This window comes from Haemophilus haemolyticus (assembly GCF_003493605.1).
Classification (GTDB): domain Bacteria; phylum Pseudomonadota; class Gammaproteobacteria; order Enterobacterales; family Pasteurellaceae; genus Haemophilus; species Haemophilus haemolyticus_J.
The window spans coordinates 16,592-37,326 of the sequence record NZ_QQKA01000013.1 but is presented as its reverse complement, the minus strand read 5'-3'; the positions used below and the strand labels follow the sequence as shown (position 1 = coordinate 37,326).

At 38.1% G+C, this 20,735-nt stretch carries 17 protein-coding genes; 9 read left to right on the top strand and 8 right to left on the bottom strand.

Annotation, left to right across the window (positions count from 1 at the left end):
- Position 1 precedes the first annotated feature (1 nt).
- The 4 genes from kdsB to DV424_RS08405 form a co-directional block, all read right to left on the bottom strand.
- The gene (gene kdsB / locus DV424_RS08420) at positions 2 to 766 is read right to left on the bottom strand and encodes a 3-deoxy-manno-octulosonate cytidylyltransferase (protein ID WP_118859704.1); all 765 of its coding nucleotides are present in this window, start codon (positions 764 to 766) and stop codon (positions 2 to 4) included.
- 74 nt (positions 767 to 840) lie between these two features.
- The gene (gene lpxK, locus DV424_RS08415; protein WP_118859703.1) at positions 841 to 1,839 is read right to left on the bottom strand and encodes a tetraacyldisaccharide 4'-kinase; all 999 of its coding nucleotides are present in this window, start codon (positions 1,837 to 1,839) and stop codon (positions 841 to 843) included.
- A gap of 72 nt (positions 1,840 to 1,911) precedes the next feature.
- On the bottom strand, positions 1,912 to 3,675 hold the full coding sequence (msbA, locus tag DV424_RS08410) for a lipid A ABC transporter ATP-binding protein/permease MsbA (protein ID WP_118859702.1): 1,764 nt from the start codon (positions 3,673 to 3,675) through the stop codon (positions 1,912 to 1,914).
- Positions 3,676 to 3,715: 40 nt separating this feature from the next.
- Entirely contained in the window at positions 3,716 to 6,082 is a 2,367-nt protein-coding gene (locus tag DV424_RS08405) for a DNA internalization-related competence protein ComEC/Rec2 (protein ID WP_118859701.1), read from the bottom strand.
- 258 nt (positions 6,083 to 6,340) lie between these two features.
- Between DV424_RS08405 and dksA the strand changes: the two genes are divergently transcribed.
- The 8 genes from dksA (at position 6,341) to glnE (ending at position 16,516) form a co-directional block, all read left to right on the top strand.
- Positions 6,341 to 6,778, top strand: coding sequence for an RNA polymerase-binding protein DksA (dksA, locus tag DV424_RS08400; protein WP_005630220.1), 438 nt, complete (start codon positions 6,341 to 6,343; stop codon positions 6,776 to 6,778).
- Positions 6,779 to 7,024: 246 nt separating this feature from the next.
- A complete protein-coding gene (gene pcnB, locus DV424_RS08395) occupies positions 7,025 to 8,383 on the top strand; it encodes a polynucleotide adenylyltransferase PcnB (RefSeq protein WP_118859712.1) in 1,359 nt (452 codons plus the stop codon).
- 8 nt (positions 8,384 to 8,391) lie between these two features.
- On the top strand, positions 8,392 to 8,874 hold the full coding sequence (gene folK, locus DV424_RS08390; RefSeq protein WP_118859700.1) for a 2-amino-4-hydroxy-6-hydroxymethyldihydropteridine diphosphokinase: 483 nt from the start codon (positions 8,392 to 8,394) through the stop codon (positions 8,872 to 8,874).
- A 75-nt stretch (positions 8,875 to 8,949) separates the two neighbouring features.
- The gene (gene tsaE, locus DV424_RS08385) at positions 8,950 to 9,426 is read left to right on the top strand and encodes a tRNA (adenosine(37)-N6)-threonylcarbamoyltransferase complex ATPase subunit type 1 TsaE (RefSeq protein WP_118859699.1); all 477 of its coding nucleotides are present in this window, start codon (positions 8,950 to 8,952) and stop codon (positions 9,424 to 9,426) included.
- 7 nt (positions 9,427 to 9,433) lie between these two features.
- Positions 9,434 to 10,732: a LysM peptidoglycan-binding domain-containing protein gene (locus DV424_RS08380; protein ID WP_118859698.1), complete on the top strand. Its 1,299-nt coding sequence runs from the start codon at positions 9,434 to 9,436 to the stop codon at positions 10,730 to 10,732.
- Positions 10,733 to 12,622, top strand: a complete 1,890-nt coding sequence (gene mutL, locus DV424_RS08375; RefSeq protein ID WP_118859697.1) for a DNA mismatch repair endonuclease MutL — start codon at positions 10,733 to 10,735, stop codon at positions 12,620 to 12,622.
- A gap of 7 nt (positions 12,623 to 12,629) precedes the next feature.
- Positions 12,630 to 13,565, top strand: coding sequence for a tRNA (adenosine(37)-N6)-dimethylallyltransferase MiaA (gene miaA / locus DV424_RS08370; RefSeq protein WP_118859696.1), 936 nt, complete (start codon positions 12,630 to 12,632; stop codon positions 13,563 to 13,565).
- Positions 13,566 to 13,570: 5 nt separating this feature from the next.
- The gene (gene glnE, locus DV424_RS08365; protein WP_118859695.1) at positions 13,571 to 16,516 is read left to right on the top strand and encodes a bifunctional [glutamate--ammonia ligase]-adenylyl-L-tyrosine phosphorylase/[glutamate--ammonia-ligase] adenylyltransferase; all 2,946 of its coding nucleotides are present in this window, start codon (positions 13,571 to 13,573) and stop codon (positions 16,514 to 16,516) included.
- 20 nt (positions 16,517 to 16,536) lie between these two features.
- Here the strand turns inward: glnE and recN are convergent, their stop codons facing one another.
- Both recN and DV424_RS08355 read right to left on the bottom strand, forming a co-directional pair.
- Positions 16,537 to 18,213 carry a DNA repair protein RecN gene (gene recN, locus DV424_RS08360; protein WP_118859694.1) on the bottom strand — a complete coding sequence of 559 codons (1,677 nt, stop codon included), beginning with the start codon at positions 18,211 to 18,213 and terminating at the stop codon, positions 16,537 to 16,539.
- A gap of 111 nt (positions 18,214 to 18,324) precedes the next feature.
- Positions 18,325 to 19,215, bottom strand: coding sequence for an NAD(+) kinase (locus tag DV424_RS08355; protein WP_118859693.1), 891 nt, complete (start codon positions 19,213 to 19,215; stop codon positions 18,325 to 18,327).
- A 99-nt stretch (positions 19,216 to 19,314) separates the two neighbouring features.
- On the opposite strand from DV424_RS08355, the gene grpE reads away from it, so the two are divergent.
- Positions 19,315 to 19,911: a nucleotide exchange factor GrpE gene (gene grpE / locus DV424_RS08350; RefSeq protein WP_140449484.1), complete on the top strand. Its 597-nt coding sequence runs from the start codon at positions 19,315 to 19,317 to the stop codon at positions 19,909 to 19,911.
- A gap of 12 nt (positions 19,912 to 19,923) precedes the next feature.
- Here grpE and DV424_RS08345 read toward each other — a convergent pair whose 3' ends face one another.
- Together DV424_RS08345 and DV424_RS08340 are read right to left on the bottom strand one after the other, a co-directional pair.
- Positions 19,924 to 20,268, bottom strand: coding sequence for a nucleotidyltransferase family protein (locus DV424_RS08345; RefSeq protein ID WP_118859692.1), 345 nt, complete (start codon positions 20,266 to 20,268; stop codon positions 19,924 to 19,926).
- Entirely contained in the window at positions 20,261 to 20,701 is a 441-nt protein-coding gene (locus DV424_RS08340) for an HI0074 family nucleotidyltransferase substrate-binding subunit (protein ID WP_118859691.1), read from the bottom strand. The genes DV424_RS08345 and DV424_RS08340 overlap by 8 nt, the downstream gene beginning before the upstream one ends.
- Between the last annotated feature and the right edge of the window lie 34 nt (positions 20,702 to 20,735).

Below are 20,735 nucleotides of genomic sequence, written 5' to 3'. Positions count from 1 at the left end.
TTTAATTAGCCGCTAAAATTGCCCGCACTTTTTCCAAATCTTCAGCGGTATCCACCCCCACTGCAGGCACTTCTTTCGCAAGTTCTACGTGAATACGTTCGCCGTTATATAACACGCGAAGCTGCTCAAGTTTTTCTAGATTTTCAAGTTGAGTCGGTGCCCATTGCACATATTGTTTTATGAACCCCGCACGATATGCGTAAATGCCAATATGACGTAAGTAAGCGTCCGCAAGCTGTACTTTCTGAACATCCTGCAAATTCATAAACTGATCACGATCGTAAGGAATAACCGAACGGGAAAAATACAGTACATAGCCCTCTTTATCTGTTAACACTTTCACTGCATTTGGATTGAATAATTCCTCGGCATCGTGAATTTTTACCGCAAGGCTTGCCATATTTACATTAAATTTTGCTAAATTATCTGCCACTTGTCGCACGATAACGGGGGGAATCAAAGGCTCATCGCCTTGGATATTGACAATGATTTCATTGTCAGGAATCGCTAATTTTTCTACCACTTCCGCTAAACGTTCTGTACCAGAATTATGATTAACCGAAGTCATACACACTTCCGCTCCAAAACTTTTGGCAACATCAGCCACATTTTCATTATCGGTAGCAACAATCACTCGGTTCGACCCAGACTGCAGTGCTTTCTCAAATACATGTTGAATCATTGGCTTACCCGCAATATCAGCAAGCGGTTTTCCTGGCAAACGACTTGATGCAAAACGAGCGGGGATGATCACGGTAAATGACATAATTTATTCCTTATTCTTTAATATTTCGGCTTTATCGATAAACAATCACTTCAAACAACGGAGAATTAATTCTTTCAGCCATTTCTATATTGCGCCACAAGTTTGTCTATTTTGTCCCAAAAGTGCGGTAAATTTTCACATTGTTTTTCAGCCTCAATAATCTCTGCATCCACAGGGACATACCACCAATTATCGTTGGCAAAAGATTGACATTTTACGGCATCTTTTTCCGTCATAAAGAGCGGTTGATTTTCAGCAAATTTTTCTAATTGAGAAGCTTCAAAATGTTGATGATCTTGAAATGCTTGCGTTCGCTGTAACTGAATCCCTAAGTTTTCTAACATAGTGAAAAAACGCTGTGGATTGCCAATCCCTGCGATGGCAACACCTGATTGAAATTCCTTTAATTGGCGTTTTTCATTGGTTTTTAAATTAATCGCGAAATGAGGCACAAGACGCATAACCGCATCTGAATACTGATTTTTTCCACCATTAGTGATCACAAAATCTACGGATTTTAATCGACTTGGTAATTCACGCAATGGGCCTGCAGGCAATACAAAACCATTTCCCAATGCACGCTCTGCGTCCATTACGACAATTTCTAAATCACGCTGTAATTGATAATGCTGTAAACCATCGTCAGAAATAATAATATCGCATTCTGTTTGGCTTAAGAGTAATTCAATCGCTTGCTGCCGATTCGGAGAAATCACAACTGGCGCATTGGTGCGTTTAGCAATCAATACAGGCTCATCGCCACCTTCAATTGGACGCGTATTTTCAGTGACGAATAATGGATAAGTTTTAGATTTGCTGCCGTAACCACGAGAAATCACACCTACGCGCAAACCTCGTTTTTTTAATTCTTCCACAAGCCACACCACCACGGGCGTTTTGCCATTTCCACCCACAGACAAATTTCCCACAATTATCACTGGTTTTGGTGCGCGATAAGAAGATTTTATCCCCAAAGAGAATAAGGCGCGACGAATTTGGCTAATCAGCCAAAACAATAAAGAAAAAGGCGATAAGAGCCAAATAAGTTTGGAATTGGAATACCAGAAGGGCATAGAAAATCCTTTCTAATAAGTGCGGATAAAATAACGCGAGTTTTTCAACTCGCGTTTTCGATAATTAATAAATTAGCCACTAAACTGCATACTGTGTAGCTGTTTATAAGCACCATTTTGTTCAAGCAATGTTTTATGGTTGCCACGCTCACAAATTTCTCCATGATCAATCACAAGAATTTCATCCGCATTTTCAATAGTAGATAATCGATGGGCAATCACAACAACCGTGCGATCTTTCTTTAATTCCTCTAATGCAGATTGGATGGCGCGTTCAGATTCCGTATCTAGTGCAGATGTGGCTTCATCTAAAATTAATACTGGAGAATTACGCAATAAAGCACGAGCAATCGCTAAACGCTGACGTTGCCCACCTGATAGGCTAGCACCATTTTCGCCAATTACCGTATCAAAACCTTGCGGTAATTTTTCAATAAACTCTAAAGCATAAGCCGCTTTTGCTGCAGCGATAATTTCTTCGCGAGAATACTTATCCTGCGCTGCATAAGCAATATTATTCGCAATGGTATCGTTAAATAAATGGACTTGTTGAGAAACCACAGCGCAGTTTTCGCGTAAATTAGATAAACGATAATCTTGGATATTCACGCCATCCAGTAAAATCTCGCCTTGCTCAATATCGTAAAAACGTGTCACTAAATTAGCAATGGTTGATTTGCCCGATCCAGAACGTCCCACTAGAGCTACGGTTTTTCCTGCAGGCACGCTAAAAGAAATATTATTTAATGCAAGTTCCTCTTTTCCTTGATATGCAAAACTCACATTTTTAAATTCTAATTCGCCTTTCGCGGGTTCAGCTTTATAAGTACCGTTATCTTTTTCTGGATCTAAGTCTAAAATGGCAAATAGCGTTTGACAGGCTGCCATTCCACGCTGGAATTGAGAGTTTACGTTGGTTAAAGATTTTAATGGACGCATCATTGCCAACATAGATGAAAAAACTACCGTAAAAGAACCTGCACTCAAATTATCTTCCGCAATTAATGGCGTGGTAGCTAAAAACAATACAGCAGCTAAAGCAAGAGAAGCAATAATCTGCACAACAGGGTCGGAAATGGAATCTGCGGTAACCATTTTCATACCTTTACGACGCATATTGTTACTCACTTTATTAAAACGTTCTTCCTCGACAAGCTGACCACCAAAAGAAAGCACGACTTTATGTCCTTTCAGCATTTGCTCGGTCGTTGCAGTTAATTCTCCCATTGAATCTTGTAAATTCTTACTCAATTTACGGAAAATTTTTGACACGATAGTGATCAATACCGCAATAACTGGCCCGATAACAAATAAAACAAGGGTTAATTCCCAGCTTGTGTAAAACATTACTGCCAATAGAGAAATAATATATGCTCCCTCTCGCACAATGGTAATCAAAGATCCTGAAGAAGAACTTGCAATCATCTCAGAATCATAAGTGATGCGAGAAAGTAATTTACCTGTTGAATTTCTATCAAAGAAACTCACTGGCATAAACATTAAATGTTTAAACAAGCGGCGACGCATTGTCATCACAACTTTGCCTGATACCCACGCCAAACAATAATTAGAAATAAAGTTGGTAATGCCACGTAAAATAATCATTCCAACAACGACAAAAGCCATAATTTTCAAAAATGAATGGTCTGCCTTGCCAAATCCATCGTCCAACAACGGTTTTAACAAATAAATCAAACCTGAATCAGCCAACGCATTAAAAACCAACGCAACACCAGAAACAATAAGCCCCGCTTTAAAAGGTTTAATTGTTGGCCACAAACGTTTAAAAGTTTGTAAGGTTGAAAAATCATTTTCTTGTAATTTTTGCTCTTGCATAATCGCTATCTAATAGTAAAAATTGCGCGCATTGTACCTTTTATTCCTTCGATAATCCAATTACACGCGCATACCAAGGGGAAAATTCTGTGCGTACTTGTTGGATTTCTAATCGATCTTGAAAAAAATTTACCCTCACTTGCCCTGAAACAGCGGTATTTTCTACCGCACTTTTATAGTGATGAAGCCTTTCTATAACCGAATAATGGGGGAATTTCCACGGATTCCAACGCCCACTAGAAATAACCGCTACATCTGGTCGAACCTGAGAAAGTAAGTATTCACTTGTCGATGTCTTACTTCCATGATGCCCCACTTGCAACACATCAATTTTGCCTAAAGTGCGGGCAAAAATTTGTTCATTTTTTGCTTCAGCATCGCCAGTCAGCAAAACTCGATGCTTTCCATCATCGACTAAAATTACACAAGAATGAGGATTATCAGCTCGTGTCACAACGTTGTGAGGAGAAAGTATTTGAAAATGTAACCCTTGCCAATCCCAATCACGTCCAGCAGTACAAAAAGTGTGGTAATTTTCCCCATAATTTTTTTGCGACGGGGTAATAAATTCCACATTGGGATACGCCTTTAAAATTGTCGAAGCACCACCTGCGTGATCGTTATCGTCGTGGCTTAAAATCAATTTTTCCAAAACAATCCCTTCTCTTTGTAAATAAGGCAAAATTTCCAACTCAGCCATACTTCCACCTCGCCAAGAAGAACCCGTATCATAAAGAATCCCTTTGCCATTTTTCACAATCAGCGTTGCCAAGCCCTGCCCCACATCTAAAGTATCTACCTGCCAAGTTGGTTTGCTCAATTGTTTAAACAACAAAATCATAAAACACATAAGAATAATGCCGAAAGAACATATCAAAACGTTGATTCGTTCATTTTTTAGCAAAGGTTTACTGAGATTCAATGTAAAAAATCTTGCTCGTTTAATTTTCCAAGTTGATGATGAAGCCTCTGGTTCTCGATAAATACGCCAAATAATTAACATAAAGATTCCGCTACAAAGTGCGGTTAAAACCAATGCTAAATTAAATGAAACCGTGAGCCAATTTCCTTGAAAAACAGAAATTAACCAAGTGATTCCTTCGGCTAACCTATTTGCAAGTTGCCAAGAAAACATTGTGCCGTTGGTAAAAACGGCAAATAAAATTAATGGCACAAGGAAAAAACTATAAATTGGAACGGCGATAAGATTGGCTAAAAATCCACTCAGCGATAAGCCATTAAATAGAAAAAGTTGCAAAGGCGTAAAAAAGAGCAATAACCCCAATTGCAAATGAAATAAACTCAAAATCCACCGCACTTTTGGGGGAAAGGGACGATTTTTCCATTGAAAAAGAGAAAAAGGCACATAACGATACCAGAGGATCAAACAACCAACTGCCCCACAAGAAAGCCAAAAACTAACCGAAAGCGGCATTAATGGATCGCAAAAAATCAAAAAAGCAACAACCACCGTAAAAAGCTGAATGGGCGAATAATGTCGCCTTATTATTTGAACAAAGAAAACGAAAACAAGTGCTGAAATGGCACGAAAAGTTGGCACACTAAAACCAGCCAAATACGCATAAATTAAAGCAAATAAAACACCAAAAACTAAAGGAAAATAAGGATGAATAAAACGGGTTGGGAAAAATACTTGCACAACACGCGACAAGTAAAATCCAATTCCCATAGCCAACCCAATATGTAAACCAGAAATAGCAATAAGATGTGCGGTATTGGTTTGTTGGTAAATTGACCAAGTGGTTTTATCTAACCAAGCCCGTTCGCCAAAAGCTAACGCAATCAATAAACCTTGTAGTGATAACCCTTCCGTTTGCTTTCTCACTTGTTGCAATTTTTCTGCACGCAATGATGAAACATCAGCAATTTTCGCCGCACTTTTTACGGTTCCAACAGCGTTAATCCCCTTTGAAAAATACCATTGTTGCCGATCAAATCCACCAAAATTTAATCGCGCAGAAAGGGGACGTAAAGAAATTTCAGCTTGCCAAATTTCCGATAGTTGAGGCACCTCTTTTGCTTTCCAATTTAAAAAAATTCGTTGCTCTTGTAAGTTATCCGCCAATGTTGCTGTGGCGATAAGCGTTTGATAATCCTGTTGGTGCAAAATTTCTTGAATCTCAAAAGTCACCACTTGTTTTTGAGCGGTAATACTTTGAGCCTGTTGTAACAAGCTAAGTGCCGAATGGTGTGTATAACCTAGAGAAACAACAAAAAAGGCAAGATAAACTAAAACGTTTCTATGGAAAAAAATAAAAAGAAAAATCAAAGCAAGCGCAATAACGAGAGCAACTTGCCAAGACAATAGCAACGGTTGCGGTAGAAATAACAAGGTTAAATCCGCAACAATTAACAAGACAGCTAAAGTTATTAAGTTTAATTTCATTTTTGTAAAAGATTAATCATAATATCTCTAAGCCTAGGCTAGTTTTATTTAAATATGCAAACGATTGCTTCAAATTTTGCGATCTGTATCGTAAAAATAAATTTTTCAGGAAAATTTACTTGCTAAAACAAACAACTTCTGATATTTATACCGCCCGCAAAAATTGGGTTCCTAAAAAGCTGTCAGGAACAAACTAAAATAACAAGACAGGAAGTCGTGAAGTCCACGCTTAAATTCTGTATGTATTAGGAGTGAGAAATGTCAAGAGCGTCATTGAGCTTGCTAGATTTAGCAGGCGTTAAGCCTTATCAAATGAAAAAAGATGAAGAATATATGAATGAAGAGCAAATTCTTCATTTCAGAAAAATTCTTAATGCTTGGCACGAACAAATCGTGGAAGAAGCTTCTCGCACCGTTGCACATATGCAGGATGAAGTGACCAATTTCCCCGATCCCGCAGACCGAGCAACTCAGGAAGAGGAATTTAGTCTAGAATTGCGTAATCGTGATCGCGAACGCAAACTAATGAAAAAAATCGAAGCAACCTTGAAAAAACTTGATACCGATGATTTCGGTTACTGCGATTGTTGCGGAGAGGAAATCGGTATCCGTCGTTTGGAAGCACGCCCAACAGCAGATCTTTGCATTGATTGCAAAACGTTAGCTGAAATCCGCGAAAAACAGGTCGCTGGTTAATTCATTCTATTGAAAAATACCAAAGTGCGGTTAAAATTAGCCGCACTTTTTTACATTTAAAAATACGGAAAATTTTCCCTTAACTTTTCCTACAAGAAAAGAGCTAAACCATTAATTTACAATAAAAAAACGGAGTAAATTATTCTTACTTATATCAAAAATTTGTTTGGCAAAAAAACAAAAAAATCAAAAGAGGTTGCCAAAACAAGTGCTTATTCTAAACGAGTTGAGCGTTCTAATAGCCAAATATCAAAAGTGCGAGCAAAAAAATCAGAACAAACACGTCGCTACGATAAAAATGTGATTAAAGCGGCTCAATTTGATATTTCCCCGCGAGATTTTAGCCGTAATGCACTCACTGTTGTGGAAAAACTGCAACGTCAAGGTTTCGAGGCTTATATCGTCGGTGGATGTATCCGTGATTTATTGCTCGGTAAAAAACCAAAAGATTTTGATGTAGCAACAAACGCCCGTCCTGATCAAATCCAAAACATTTTTCAACGCCAATGCCGTTTAGTGGGTCGCCGTTTCCGATTAGCGCATATTATGTTTGGTCGAGATATTATTGAAGTCGCCACTTTCCGTGCCAATCACAGTGATGCTCGCAATGAAAATCAAGCAAAGCAAAGTAATGAAGGCATGTTACTACGCGATAATGTTTACGGTACGATCGAACAAGATGCGGCACGCCGTGATTTTACGGTCAATGCACTGTATTACAATCCACAAGATAATACGTTACGAGATTATTTCGAGGGCATTAAAGATCTCAAAGCAGGCAAGCTACGTTTAATCGGTGATCCAGTTACGCGTTATCAAGAAGATCCTGTGCGTATGCTTCGCTCAATTCGTTTTATGGCAAAACTTGATATGTTCCTTGAAAAACCGAGCGAACAACCAATTCGTGAACTTACGCCTTTATTAAAAAATATTCCGCCAGCTCGCTTATTTGACGAAAGTTTAAAATTATTACAAGCAGGACAAGGCGTAAAAACCTATCGTTTATTACGTCAATATGGTTTATTTGAACAACTTTTCCCAGCATTAAGTCCATATTTTACGGAGAAAGAAGATAGTTTTGCAGAACGCATGATCGTCACCGCGCTTACTTCGACAGATGAACGTGTTGCAGATAAACTTCGTATTAATCCTGCGTTCTTATTTGCGGCATTTTTCTGGTATCCATTACGCGAAAAAGTGGAAATTTTGAAAAATGAAGGTGGTCTAAATAATCATGATGCTTATGCGTTGGCGGGTAATGAAGTTTTAGATTTGTTCTGCCGTGCTTTAGCTGCGCCACGTCGTCATACTGCGGTCATTCGTGATATTTGGTTCTTACAGCTGCAATTATTAAAACGTACTGGTTCAGCACCAATGCGTACCATGGAACATCCAAAATTCCGTGCAGGCTTTGATTTACTGGCTATGCGTGCAGAAATTGAAGGTGGCGAAACAATTGAATTAGCCAAATGGTGGCACGAATATCAATTCAGCAATAGTGAACAGCGTGAACAGTTGATACAGGAGCAACAACGCTTACATCCTAAACCAAAGAAAAAATACTACCGTCCACGCCGTCGTAAAACAACGCGTTCAGCAGATTAAGGGAAGAGATGATTACCGCATATATTGCGTTAGGCAGCAATTTAAATACGCCAATAGAACAATTACATGCTGCGCTTAAAGCGATAAGTCAGTTACCAAACACAGATTTGGTAACAACGAGTTCTTTTTATAAAAGCAAACCACTCGGTCCACAAGATCAACCCGATTATGTGAACGCTGTTGCAAAAATTGAAACCAAGCTTAGCCCGCTTGCGCTATTAGATGAATTACAGCGTATTGAAAACGAGCAAGGTCGAGTGCGTTTACGTCGCTGGGGCGAACGCACATTAGATTTAGATATTTTACTTTACGGCAATGAAATTATTCAAAACGAACGCTTAACGATTCCCCATTATGATATGCATAATCGTGAGTTTGTCATTGTGCCGTTGTTTGAAATCGCATCGGATTTGGTCTTACCTAACACTCAGCCACTAGCAAATTTGGTCAAGCAATTTGCTGACCATGAAATGATAAAATTAAATCCCTAGAAATTTCACCGCACTTTTATGAATCTCAAAAGTGCGGTAGAATCTGCTCACATTTTTCTTCATTAATGACCTGTTATGGAAAGCTTAACTCAATATATCCCTGATGAATTTTCTATGCTCCGCTTCGGCAAAAAATTCGCCGAAATTCTTTTAGATTTGCATACTGAAAAAGCAATTATGGTTTATCTTAACGGTGATCTTGGCGCAGGAAAAACAACGCTGACACGTGGAATGTTGCAAGGTATCGGTCATCAAGGTAATGTAAAAAGCCCAACTTACACGCTGGTTGAAGAATACAATATTGCAGGCAAAATGATTTATCATTTTGATTTATATCGTTTAGCAGATCCTGAAGAACTCGAATTTATGGGTATTAGAGATTATTTTAATACTGATAGCATTTGCTTAATTGAATGGTCTGAAAAAGGTCAAGGCATATTGCCAGAAGCGGATATTTTAATAAATATTGATTATTACGATGATGCACGAAATATTGAATTAATCGCACAAACAAATTTGGGTAAAAATATTATAAGCGCATTTTCTAATTAACTTATTTATGAAAACTAAAATTTTATTTTTTCTTTTTTTCTCGACATTTAGCTTTTCTATTTTTGCAGCACCTATTACGATTGCAATTGATCCTGGTCACGGAGGAAAAGATCCCGGTGCAATCAGCCGAAATTTAGGCATTTATGAAAAAAATGTTACCCTTTCGATTGCAAAAGAGTTAAAAGCCTTATTGGATAAAGATCCACATTTTCGCGGTGTATTAACGCGTAAAAGTGATTATTATATTTCCGTGCCTGAACGTTCAGAAATCGCACGTAAATTTAAAGCGAATTATCTTATTTCTATCCATGCCGATTCATCTGAATCGCCTGATCGTCGCGGGGCTTCTGTTTGGGTATTATCAAACCGTCGAGCCAATGATGAAATGGGTCAATGGCTAGAAGACGATGAAAAACGCTCGGAATTACTTGGTGGTGCAGGAAAGGTGCTTTCACACAATAATGACAAATACCTAGATCAAACTGTGCTTGATTTACAATTTGGTCATAGCCAACGTACTGGCTATGCGTTAGGCGAACATATTTTGCGCCATTTTGCTAAAGTAACAATATTAAGTCGCAGTACCCCACAACATGCAAGTCTAGGTGTTCTACGTTCGCCAGATATTCCTTCTGTGTTGGTAGAAACGGGATTTCTTTCCAATTCAGAAGAAGAAAAAAAACTTAACTCTCAAGCCTATCGTCGCCGCATTGCTTATATGATTTATGAAGGCTTAGTTGCATTCCGTAGTGGTAAAACCAACGCCTTAGTGAAAGACAATTTAGTGCAAAACATCAAACAAAACGATACAAAAAAATCAGGGAAAAATAACCGCACTTCAGAACAAAATATAAATGAAGATAATATTAAAGACAGTGGCATTCGCCATATTGTAAAAAAAGGAGAAAGTTTAGGTAGCTTATCAAATAAATATCACGTAAAAGTCTCTGATATTATTAAATTAAATCAATTAAAGAGAAAAACACTTTGGCTAAATGAAAGTATTAAAATTCCTGATAATGGCGATATAAAAACTAAACCATTAATAATTAATGAAAATAATTCTCACAAAAAACAAAATAGATCAGTAAATAATATCAATAAAGATTTAAAAAAAGAGAAGAATATACAAAACAACAATCAAAAAAATATAATTCCGCTCTATCATAAAGTAACAAAAAACCAAACACTTTATGCTATTTCGAGAGAATATAACATTCCAGTAAATATACTATTGGGCCTAAATCCACATTTAAAAAATGGCAAAGTTATTACAGGACAAAAAATAAAATTAAGAGAAAAATAAATGCCTATTAAAATTCTTTCCCCACAACTTGCTAACCAAATTGCTGCTGGAGAAGTGGTAGAACGCCCTGCATCTGTGGTAAAAGAATTAGTGGAAAATAGCCTTGATGCAGGCGCAAATAAAATCCAAATCGACATCGAAAATGGCGGGGCAAATTTAATCCGCATTCGTGACAATGGCTGTGGCATTCCAAAAGAAGAATTAAGCCTTGCTTTGGCACGACATGCCACGAGTAAAATTACCGATCTTGACGATCTCGAAGCCATTTTAAGTTTAGGTTTTCGTGGCGAGGCCTTAGCAAGTATCAGCTCTGTATCACGTCTAACCCTAACTTCTCGCACCGAAGCACAAACTGAAGCTTGGCAAGTTTATGCACAAGGTCGTAATATGGAAACAACAATCAAACCCGCATCACATCCTGTTGGCACAACAGTTGAAGTCGCCAATCTTTTTTTCAACACGCCAGCCCGCCGAAAATTTTTGCGCACAGATAAAACAGAATTTGCTCATATTGATGAAGTCATTCGTCGCATTGCTTTAACGAAATTCAACACGGCATTTACATTAACGCATAATGGAAAAATCATCCGTCAATATCGCCCTGCCTTCGATCTCAATCAGCAACTGAAACGTGTCGCTGCTATTTGTGGGGATGATTTTGTCAAAAATGCCTTACGAATTGATTGGAAACACGATGATTTACATTTATCGGGCTGGGTAGCCACACCAAATTTTAGCCGAACTCAAAATGATTTAAGTTATTGCTATATCAATGGGCGAATGGTGCGTGATAAAGTGATCAACCATGCTATTAGACAAGCCTATGCTCAATATTTGTCAAACGATGCTTATCCTGCGTTTGTGTTGTTTATTGATTTAAATCCGCACGATGTAGATGTCAATGTTCATCCAACCAAACATGAAGTACGCTTTCATCAACAACGTCTGATTCATGATTTTATTTACGAAGGCATCAGCTATGCGCTAAACAATCAAGAACAGCTTAATTGGCACACAGACCAAAGTGCGGTAGAAAATCACGAAGAAAATGCGGTGCGTGAACCCCAACCAAATTACAGTATTCGTCCTAATCGTGCCTCTGCGGGGCAAAATATCTTTGCGCCACAATATCATGAAAAATCACAGCAAAATCAACCGCACTTTTCTAATACACCAGTGTTGTCAAATCATGTAAGTACTGGTTATCGAGATTACCGTTCTGATGCACCAAGTAAAACTGAGCAACGTTTATATGCTGAATTATTACGTACATTACCGCCTACAGAGCAAAAGGATATATCAAATACAGCACAACAAAATATTTCAGATACAGCTAAAATCATCTCAACTGAAATAATTGAGTGCTCATCACATCTACGCGCCCTTTCACTTATTGAAGATCGCGCGTTGTTATTACAACAAAACCAAGATTTCTTTTTGCTTTCATTGGAAAAATTACAACGCTTGCAATGGCAACTAGCGTTAAAACAAATACAGATTGAACAACAGCCTTTATTGATTCCCATTGTGTTTCGTTTAACGGAAGCACAATTTCAAACATGGCAACAATATTCAGCTGATTTCAAAAAAATTGGCTTTGAATTTATCGAAAATCAAGCACAATTACGCTTAACCTTAAATAAAGTGCCAAGTGTATTGCGTACACAAAATCTACAAAAATGCGTGATGGCAATGCTGACTAGAGATGAAAATTCATCATCATTTTTAACCGCACTTTGCTCACAATTAGAATGCAAAACCTTTAACACTTTAGCGGACGCACTCAATTTATTGAGCGAGACGGAACGTTTACTGACGCAAACGAATCGCGCGGCATTCGCCCAGTTGCTAAAACCTGTTAATTGGCAGCCTTTATTAGACGAAATTTAGATTCTTCATGAAACCAACCGCAATTTTTTTAATGGGCCCAACAGCCTCAGGTAAAACAGATTTAGCCATTCAACTACGAAGCTCGCTTCCAGTCGAAGTGATTAGTGTGGATTCGGCTCTTATTTATAAGGGAATGGATATTGGCACAGCGAAACCATCAAAAGAAGAACTTGACCTTGCGCCTCACCGACTGATCGATATTTTAGATCCGTCAGAAAGCTATTCCGCAATGAATTTCCGCGCTGATGCGCTACGAGAAATGGCAGATATTACTGCACAAGGCAAAATTCCGTTACTAGTGGGAGGTACGATGTTGTATTACAAAGCCTTAATTGAAGGGCTTTCTCCCTTGCCTTCTGCTGATGAAAATATTCGCGCCGAGCTTGAACAAAAAGCGGCTCAACAAGGTTGGGCAACATTACACGCAGAACTCGCCAAAATCGATCCCATTTCTACCGCTCGAATTAATCCGAGTGATTCTCAACGAATCAATCGTGCTTTAGAGGTTTTTTATATCACAGGAAAATCACTCACAGAGCTGACGGAAGAAAAAGGCGAAGCCTTGCCTTATGATTTTGTGCAATTTGCAATTGCTCCGCAAGATCGTCATATTTTGCATGACCGCATAGAACAACGCTTTCATAAAATGATTGAACTAGGTTTTCAAAAAGAGGTAGAAAAACTTTATGCGCGTGATGATTTAAATATTAATCTACCTTCAATTCGCTGTGTAGGCTACCGTCAAATGTGGGAATATTTGCAAGGTGATTACGATCACGAGGAAATGATTTTCCGTGGTATTTGTGCAACGCGCCAACTTGCAAAACGCCAGCTCACTTGGCTGCGCGGTTGGAAAACTCCAATACAATGGCTGGATAGTTTGCAACCTCAACAAGCGAAAGAAATCGTATTACGTCACTTAGATTCTTATCAAAAAGGTTAGAAAAAATGACCGCACTTTCTGCCCTCATTGAACAAAAATTACAATCCCTTGGCGCAATCCTGTGCCAATCTTTTCCAGACATTTCCCCAGAAAAAATTCACGACGCCATTCAACAAAATTCAAATCATCCTGAACTGCCTGTTTATCAATTAGGCTATGCTATGGCAATGTCTGACTTTGTAGAAAAAGTCTTGCAAAAATACCCGCACTTAGTGAAACAATGGTGGGAAAAATCCCCCTGTTTTGCAGATTGCTCTGCCTATACTGAGCGTTTGAATAAAGAGTTAGCCAATGTACATGACGAAACTGCACTCTATCAAACATTACGCCAATTCCGTAACATTGAAATGGCAAAATTAAGTTTTTGTCAAAGTTTGAATCTTGCGACTGTTGAGGAAATTTTTGTTCAGCTTTCACAACTTGCAGAAAGTTTAATTATCGCTGCTCGCGATTGGCTTTATCATCAAGCCTGTGCGGAGATGGGCACGCCAATGGATGAACAAGGCAATCCGCAACAGCTTTATATCCTAGGAATGGGGAAGCTAGGCGGCTTTGAACTAAATTTTTCCTCGGATATTGATTTAATTTTCATTTATCCATCACAAGGGGAAACATCCATTGAGAATACAAATGCTCGACGTTCTGTGGATAATACGAAATTTTTCACACGTTTAGGGCAACACCTTATTTCTACCTTAGATGAATTTACTTCTGATGGTTTTGTGTATCGAACTGATATGCGCTTGCGACCATTTGGTGACAGCGGTGCGCTTGTTCTCAGCTTTGCGGCAATGGAACAATATTATCAAGATCAAGGTCGAGATTGGGAACGCTATGCAATGATTAAAGGACGAGTATTGGGCGCACAAACAAAGGATCCCAACGTTCCAAAATTGCAAAAAATGTTACGCCCTTTTGTGTATCGTCGCTATATTGACTTTAGTGTGATTCAATCTTTACGCGAAATGAAAGGCAAAATTGAGCGAGAAGTACGCCGTCGAGGTTTGAAAGATAACATTAAACTGGGTGCAGGGGGGATTCGTGAAGTCGAATTTATCGTGCAAGTTTTTCAACTCATTCGAGGCGGGCGAGAAATCAATCTGCAACAACATTCACTCTTAAAGATCTTGCCTGAAATTACCAAACTAGGATTAATTACCGAACAACAATTCCACGATTTACGTGAAAGTTATATTTTTTTACGCCGCGTAGAAAACATTCTACAAGCTATTAACGATCAACAAACTCAAACACTACCAACCGATGAAATAGATCAAATTCGTTTAGTCGAGGCATGTAAAACATTCACCTGTTTAAATGAAAATAATCAAACCATTGAAAAACATTATCCAATAGAAAATTGGGACGATTTTTACCGCACTTTACAACAAAAACAAGAAAAAGTGCGAGCGGTATTTACTCAATTAATCGGTGATGAACAAGATGAGACTTCACAAACTGATAGCCAGTGGCAAGATTTTCTAGAATCAGATTTTGAGGATATTGAACAAACATTATTAGAGAGTGGTGTATCAGAAAATAATATTGATGACGTTTTAGAAAAGCTTGCTCAATTCAAAGACAGCCTAAATCACAGAGTGATTGGTTCGCGTGGGCGTGATGTTTTGAGTCATTTAATGCCAACAGTACTTGCACTCATTTTTCAGCAAGAAAATTACCGCACTTTGCTCCCCCGAATTCTGAACATTATTGAAAAAATTTCGAGTCGCACGACTTATTTAGAATTATTATTGGAAAATCCTCGTGCCCTTCAGCAAGTTATTGAACTTTGTGCACAGTCTCAACTTATTTCAGAACAACTGGCTCGCCACCCTATCTTATTAGATGAATTGCTTAATACAGAAGCGCTACGCCATCCGTTGCCATTTACCCAATATCCTGCGGAGTTACATCAATATTTTCTTCGTTTACCACCTGATGATGAAGAACAGCTTATTGATGCTTTGCGTCAATTTAAACAAGCAACCCTATTAAAAGTGGCTGCGGCAGATATTTTGGGAGCATTACCAGTGATGAAGGTAAGTGATCATTTAACCTATCTTGCCGAAGCGATTATTGAAGTCGTTGTGAATCTAGCTTGGAAACAAGTTTCGTCTAGATTTGGTGTGCCTGAACATTTACAAAATGACGAAAAAGGATTTTTAGTGATTGGTTATGGAAAACTGGGGGGGATTGAACTCGGTTATAAATCCGATTTAGACCTCGTATTTTTGTACGATGCCGTAGAAAGTCAAACAACAGGTGGCAAAAAAGTGATTGATAGCAATCAATTTTACCTGCGTTTGGCACAAAAAATTGTAAGTATTTTCAGCATAAATACTTCCGCTGGCGTACTTTATGAGGCAGATATGCGCCTACGCCCTTCTGGCGATGCTGGCTTAATTGGCTGCTCTCTTTCTGCATTTGCCCATTATCAATTAAATGAAGCTTGGACATGGGAAAAACAAGCGCTTGTGCGTGCTCGCCCTGTATTTGGTGAATCATCTCTTAAAGCCAAATTTGAGCATATCCGCCAACAAGTACTTTCTGCATCACGAGATATTGAGCAATTAAAACGAGATGTTGTGGAAATGCGAGAAAAAATGTTCACGCATTTGTCCCATTCAAAAGATGGTGAATTTAATCTTAAAACAGATCGCGGTGGTATCACTGATATTGAATTTATTGCTCAATATTTAATGCTTGCCAATGCCCCACAAAACCCACAACTGACAAAATGGTCAGATAACGTACGTATTTTCGATAATATGGCTGAGGCTCAAATTCTTAGCCAAACAGACTGCGACACCTTAAAACAATGTTATGTTGATTTACGCAATGCTATTCACCATTTAAATTTGATAGGCAAATCCTCCGTTGTGGATGAAACTGAATTTGTCAAAGAGCGGTCATTTATTCAAACATTTTGGGATAAGCTATTTAGTTCATAAAATACTAATTAAATCCCATTTTAATGAACTAAATCTAACATTTCCTGTGCATTGGCTAAGGCTAATTCTGTAATTTCACTTCCGCCCAAGAGTCTTGCCAAGGCTGGTACACGTTCAGATTGTGAAAGTGCGGTCATTTGTGTTTCAGTTTTATTATCCACAGTAAATTTTTCTACATTGAACTGATGATGGCCATGACAAGCGACCTGTGGCAAATGCGTTACGCATAATACTTGGCAGCGTTCACTTAATTGACGTAAAAGTTTTCCGACAACGCTTGCTGTTTTTCCGCTAATGCCCACGTCCACTTCATCGAAAATTAACGTTGGAATAGCCGATTGATCAGAAGTTAAAACTTGAATCGCCAAAGAAATACGAGAAAGCTCACCACCAGAGGCAATTTTAGCTAACGGTTGAGGTTGTTGACCTAAATTACTACGCAAAGTAAAAATCACATTATCCGCACCGTTTGATCCTACTTTATCTAAATCCGTATTCAACTCTACATAAAATTCAGCATTTTCCATTGCAAGTTGTTTTATCGACTGCGTGACATTCTGCGCTAAGCGAGCTGCAGATTGCTGACGACTTGCTGTTAATGCTTTAGCCGTTGATTGCATTTGTTCAAATGCGAGTTTTTCTTGCTCAATCAACATATCTTCACTTTCAGAAAAATCTAAAAGTGCGGTTAATTCTGCTTTTAATTTTTTGTGATGTTCCACAAGATCTTCAGGTTTAACTTGATGTTTACGAGCAAGTTGTAAAGCCTGACTAATTCGCTGTTCGATTTCCTGTAAAAGTTGAGGATCTTGCTCGATATTACTTGATAAATTTCGAACTTCACTGGTTGCTTCTTGCACTTGAATCAACGCATCATTCAACATACTTTGCACTTCAGCATATTGCGGGTCAAGTTCAGCTAATTCATCAATATATTGTGTCGCACGATAAAGCAAGTTATCAATATTTACCGTGTCATTTTCACTTAAAATTTGCAAGGCTGATTGAGAAAGTTGGGTTAGCTGTTCGCTGCTAGATAAACGACGTTGTTCATCTTCTAATTCCAAATATTCATTTGGTCGAAGGTTAAATTCATCTAACTCATCCACTTGATACTGTAAAAGTTGTTTACGTGCTTCATTTTCTGCCACTTTTTGTTGAAAGGTTTTAACTTGATTTTGAAGATTTTTCCATGCCTGATAATCTTCACGCATTTTCACAAGTAATTCAGGATGAGCGGCAAAATTATCAACTAACTGAAGCTGATAGTCATTTTTTAGCAATAATTGAGAAGCGTGCTGCCCATTAATATGAACAAGATATTGACCAATTTCTTTTAATTGAGACGCGGATACAGGAGTGCTATTAATAAAAGCTTTAGAACGTCCGTCTGCATTAATCACACGACGCAAAATACATTCAGTTGGATTATCTGGATCTTGCAATTCTTGCTCATTCAACCATTGATAAGCAGGATTCTGCGATTCTAGTTGGAAAGTTGCACAAATTTCTGCACGTTCCTGCCCTTCGCGTACCATTGAGGTTTCTACTCTTTGTCCGAAACATAAACCTAAAGCATCAATGGCGATAGATTTACCGGCCCCAGTTTCCCCTGTAATGACAGACATTCCTTTCGCCAATTCGATATCAAGCTGGCGAACAATCGCAAAATTATTGATAGTAAGTTGAGTAAGCATAGCAAAATCCTTTAACTGTATATCAATCATATTACAACTGATTTAATTTACAGTAAAGGATTTTTTTACAGTATTTTAATGATGCGTTTCTGCCATGCTTTTTTATAAAAATTAAAATGATTTCAACCAACCTAATTTGGTACTTAATACATTGTAATAATTATAATTTTTTAGATGAAGCAATCGGAGTTTATGCTCACTTTTTTGAATATGCACCACGTCATCAGGCGTAAAAGGTAAGGCTATTTGACTATCACAGCCCACTTCCAATTGAGATGTATTATGCTCAGCAAAACGAATCGATATTTTACTATCACCATCAACAACAAGAGGACGAGAAGTCAATGTATGAGGAAACATTGGCACCAAAGCAATTGCATTGAGATTTGGAGTTAAAATAGGCCCTCCAGAAGAAAGAGAGTAAGCCGTTGAGCCTGTTGGCGTAGAAACAATTAATCCGTCAGAACGTTGAGAAAAAGCAAATTTATCATTGATATATACGTGAAAATCAATCATATGTGCAATTTTGGCGGGATGAATAACCGCTTCATTTACCGCATTGCTCGTTGATACGATTTCACTTGCTCGTTCGATTTTTGCTTCCAATAAAAAACGTTCTTCCACAAAAAATTCGCCACGTTCTAAACAAGCTTCAAGCTGGAAATAGGCATTTTTCGGGTCAATATCCGTTAAAAATCCCAAATTACCACGGTTAATACCAATCAATGGAATATCGTATTTCGCTAACACACGGGCGCGCCCTAGCATATTGCCATCTCCACCAATCACAATGGCTAATTGGGCTCGGCGACCTATTTCTTCTAACGTAGCAAGATGTTCAGAAGGTAATTCAAGTGTTATGGCGACTTCTTTTTCCACCAATACTTGATAACCACGTTCCATTAACCAATGAAATAAGTTTTTGTGCATTTGTAAGTTAATGTCATTGCGAGGCTTACCTACAAGAGCAATGGTTTTAAAGGAACGATATAAATGATTCATAAAATGACCGCACTTGAATTTAACATTTTCGTCATTATATCGTTTTTTGCTACACTATGCCCAATTACGATTAATCAATTTTGTTTTACGGAGAAAAAAATGTCAGAACAAGAACAAAAAATTGAAACCCCAGAAGTAGAAAAGCAAGAAGACGCTGTTGTGGAAGAAACACAACAAACAGAGCCGTCTCAAGAACTTGATCCTTTAGAAGAAGCAATTGCCCGAGTGCAAGAACTTGAAGAGCAGCTAAAAACTCAAATAGAAGAAGCCGCAAACAAAGAACAGGATATTTTACTTCGCTCTCGTGCTGAAATTGAAAATCTTCGTCGTCGAACTGAACAGGACGTAGAAAAAGCACATAAATTCGCATTGGAAAAATTCTCAAAAGACATTTTGAATACTATCGATAACCTAGAGCGTGCGCTTGCCACTCCAGCAAATAAAGAAGATGAAAGCGTAAAAGCCTTATTTGACGGCGTAGAACTGACCTTAAAAGAATTAGTTTCAACCGTTGGTCGTTTTGGTGTAGAAGCTGTGGGGGTTGTCGGTGAAGCATTTAATCCTGACTTACATCAAGCCATTTCAATGCAACCTGCTGAAGGCTTTGAAAGCAATCAAATTAGCGTCGTATTGCAAAAAGGCTACACCTTAAATGGCCGAGTCATTCGCCCAGCGATGGTAATGGTGGCAGCTTAATTTACATTTGGTCTAAAGAGCGGTCGGTTTTTCGACCGTTTTTTCTTTTTCCTGAATAACAACATAAACTTTTCGGATAATTTCCCTAAAATCTTCGCTCGTTGTAGCCCAATCAACAAGATCCACTCGCCACGGTAAATCTGATTCAGAAAAAGCTTCTTTTAATCTGTCACGAGCTAAAAAATCTAAAGGTTCCTCAGAGATAATCGCAAGGTCAAGATCGGAATATTTTTTTGCCTTTCCCTTTACACGAGAACCAAAAGCCCACACGGTATAATCAGGTACTAATTGTTGTAAAATAGTTTTCACAATCGCCAATTCTTCAGATTTTATATCAAACTGTTCAAAACTAGTCATATTGATTTCTCTGACGTAATTGCTCCAATAGGAAACGACTTTCTATTAAAAAATCATCAATTTGTGCATAAACAGCCATGGCTTTTTCCTGATCATACGTATGTGATGTAATATTACGCATATCACGATAAGCAACCCATTTTGACATATCTTCAATCAAACCAAATCTCAATGCTTCTCGCAAAATATCCTTAAATCCATAAGCCCCAATGTCATCGGTGTTAATTGCATCTTGTTGAAGTTGGCGTTTCATCATTTTTAAACTTAACTCATAAACAAATTCAAATTTCTGAATTGCACCTGCAATTAAGGTATCTTGTACAATAGAGGGTTGCATATCAAACCAATTTTTGTCTGAAATTTGTACTACGGTTTGCTCTAACGAATAAAATGCAGCGTCTAATACATTTAAATTTAGCTTATCAGTCATCATTTTTACCTCTGTTAAATACTCATCTATTTTACCA

Bases quoted from the DNA above. Each gene is read 5' to 3' on its own strand.
- kdsB (WP_118859704.1), bottom strand. From the start codon at position 766: ATGTCATTTACCGTGATCATCCCCGCTCGTTTTGCATCAAGTCGTTTG.
- lpxK (WP_118859703.1), bottom strand. From the start codon at position 1,839: ATGCCCTTCTGGTATTCCAATTCCAAACTTATTTGGCTCTTATCGCCT.
- msbA (WP_118859702.1), bottom strand. From the start codon at position 3,675: ATGCAAGAGCAAAAATTACAAGAAAATGATTTTTCAACCTTACAAACT.
- DV424_RS08405 (WP_118859701.1), bottom strand. From the start codon at position 6,082: ATGAAATTAAACTTAATAACTTTAGCTGTCTTGTTAATTGTTGCGGAT.
- dksA (WP_005630220.1), top strand. From the start codon at position 6,341: ATGTCAAGAGCGTCATTGAGCTTGCTAGATTTAGCAGGCGTTAAGCCT.
- folK (WP_118859700.1), top strand. From the start codon at position 8,392: ATGATTACCGCATATATTGCGTTAGGCAGCAATTTAAATACGCCAATA.
- tsaE (WP_118859699.1), top strand. From the start codon at position 8,950: ATGGAAAGCTTAACTCAATATATCCCTGATGAATTTTCTATGCTCCGC.
- DV424_RS08380 (WP_118859698.1), top strand. From the start codon at position 9,434: ATGAAAACTAAAATTTTATTTTTTCTTTTTTTCTCGACATTTAGCTTT.
- mutL (WP_118859697.1), top strand. From the start codon at position 10,733: ATGCCTATTAAAATTCTTTCCCCACAACTTGCTAACCAAATTGCTGCT.
- miaA (WP_118859696.1), top strand. From the start codon at position 12,630: ATGAAACCAACCGCAATTTTTTTAATGGGCCCAACAGCCTCAGGTAAA.
- glnE (WP_118859695.1), top strand. From the start codon at position 13,571: ATGACCGCACTTTCTGCCCTCATTGAACAAAAATTACAATCCCTTGGC.
- recN (WP_118859694.1), bottom strand. From the start codon at position 18,213: ATGCTTACTCAACTTACTATCAATAATTTTGCGATTGTTCGCCAGCTT.
- DV424_RS08355 (WP_118859693.1), bottom strand. From the start codon at position 19,215: ATGAATCATTTATATCGTTCCTTTAAAACCATTGCTCTTGTAGGTAAG.
- grpE (WP_140449484.1), top strand. From the start codon at position 19,315: ATGTCAGAACAAGAACAAAAAATTGAAACCCCAGAAGTAGAAAAGCAA.
- DV424_RS08345 (WP_118859692.1), bottom strand. From the start codon at position 20,268: ATGACTAGTTTTGAACAGTTTGATATAAAATCTGAAGAATTGGCGATT.
- DV424_RS08340 (WP_118859691.1), bottom strand. From the start codon at position 20,701: ATGATGACTGATAAGCTAAATTTAAATGTATTAGACGCTGCATTTTAT.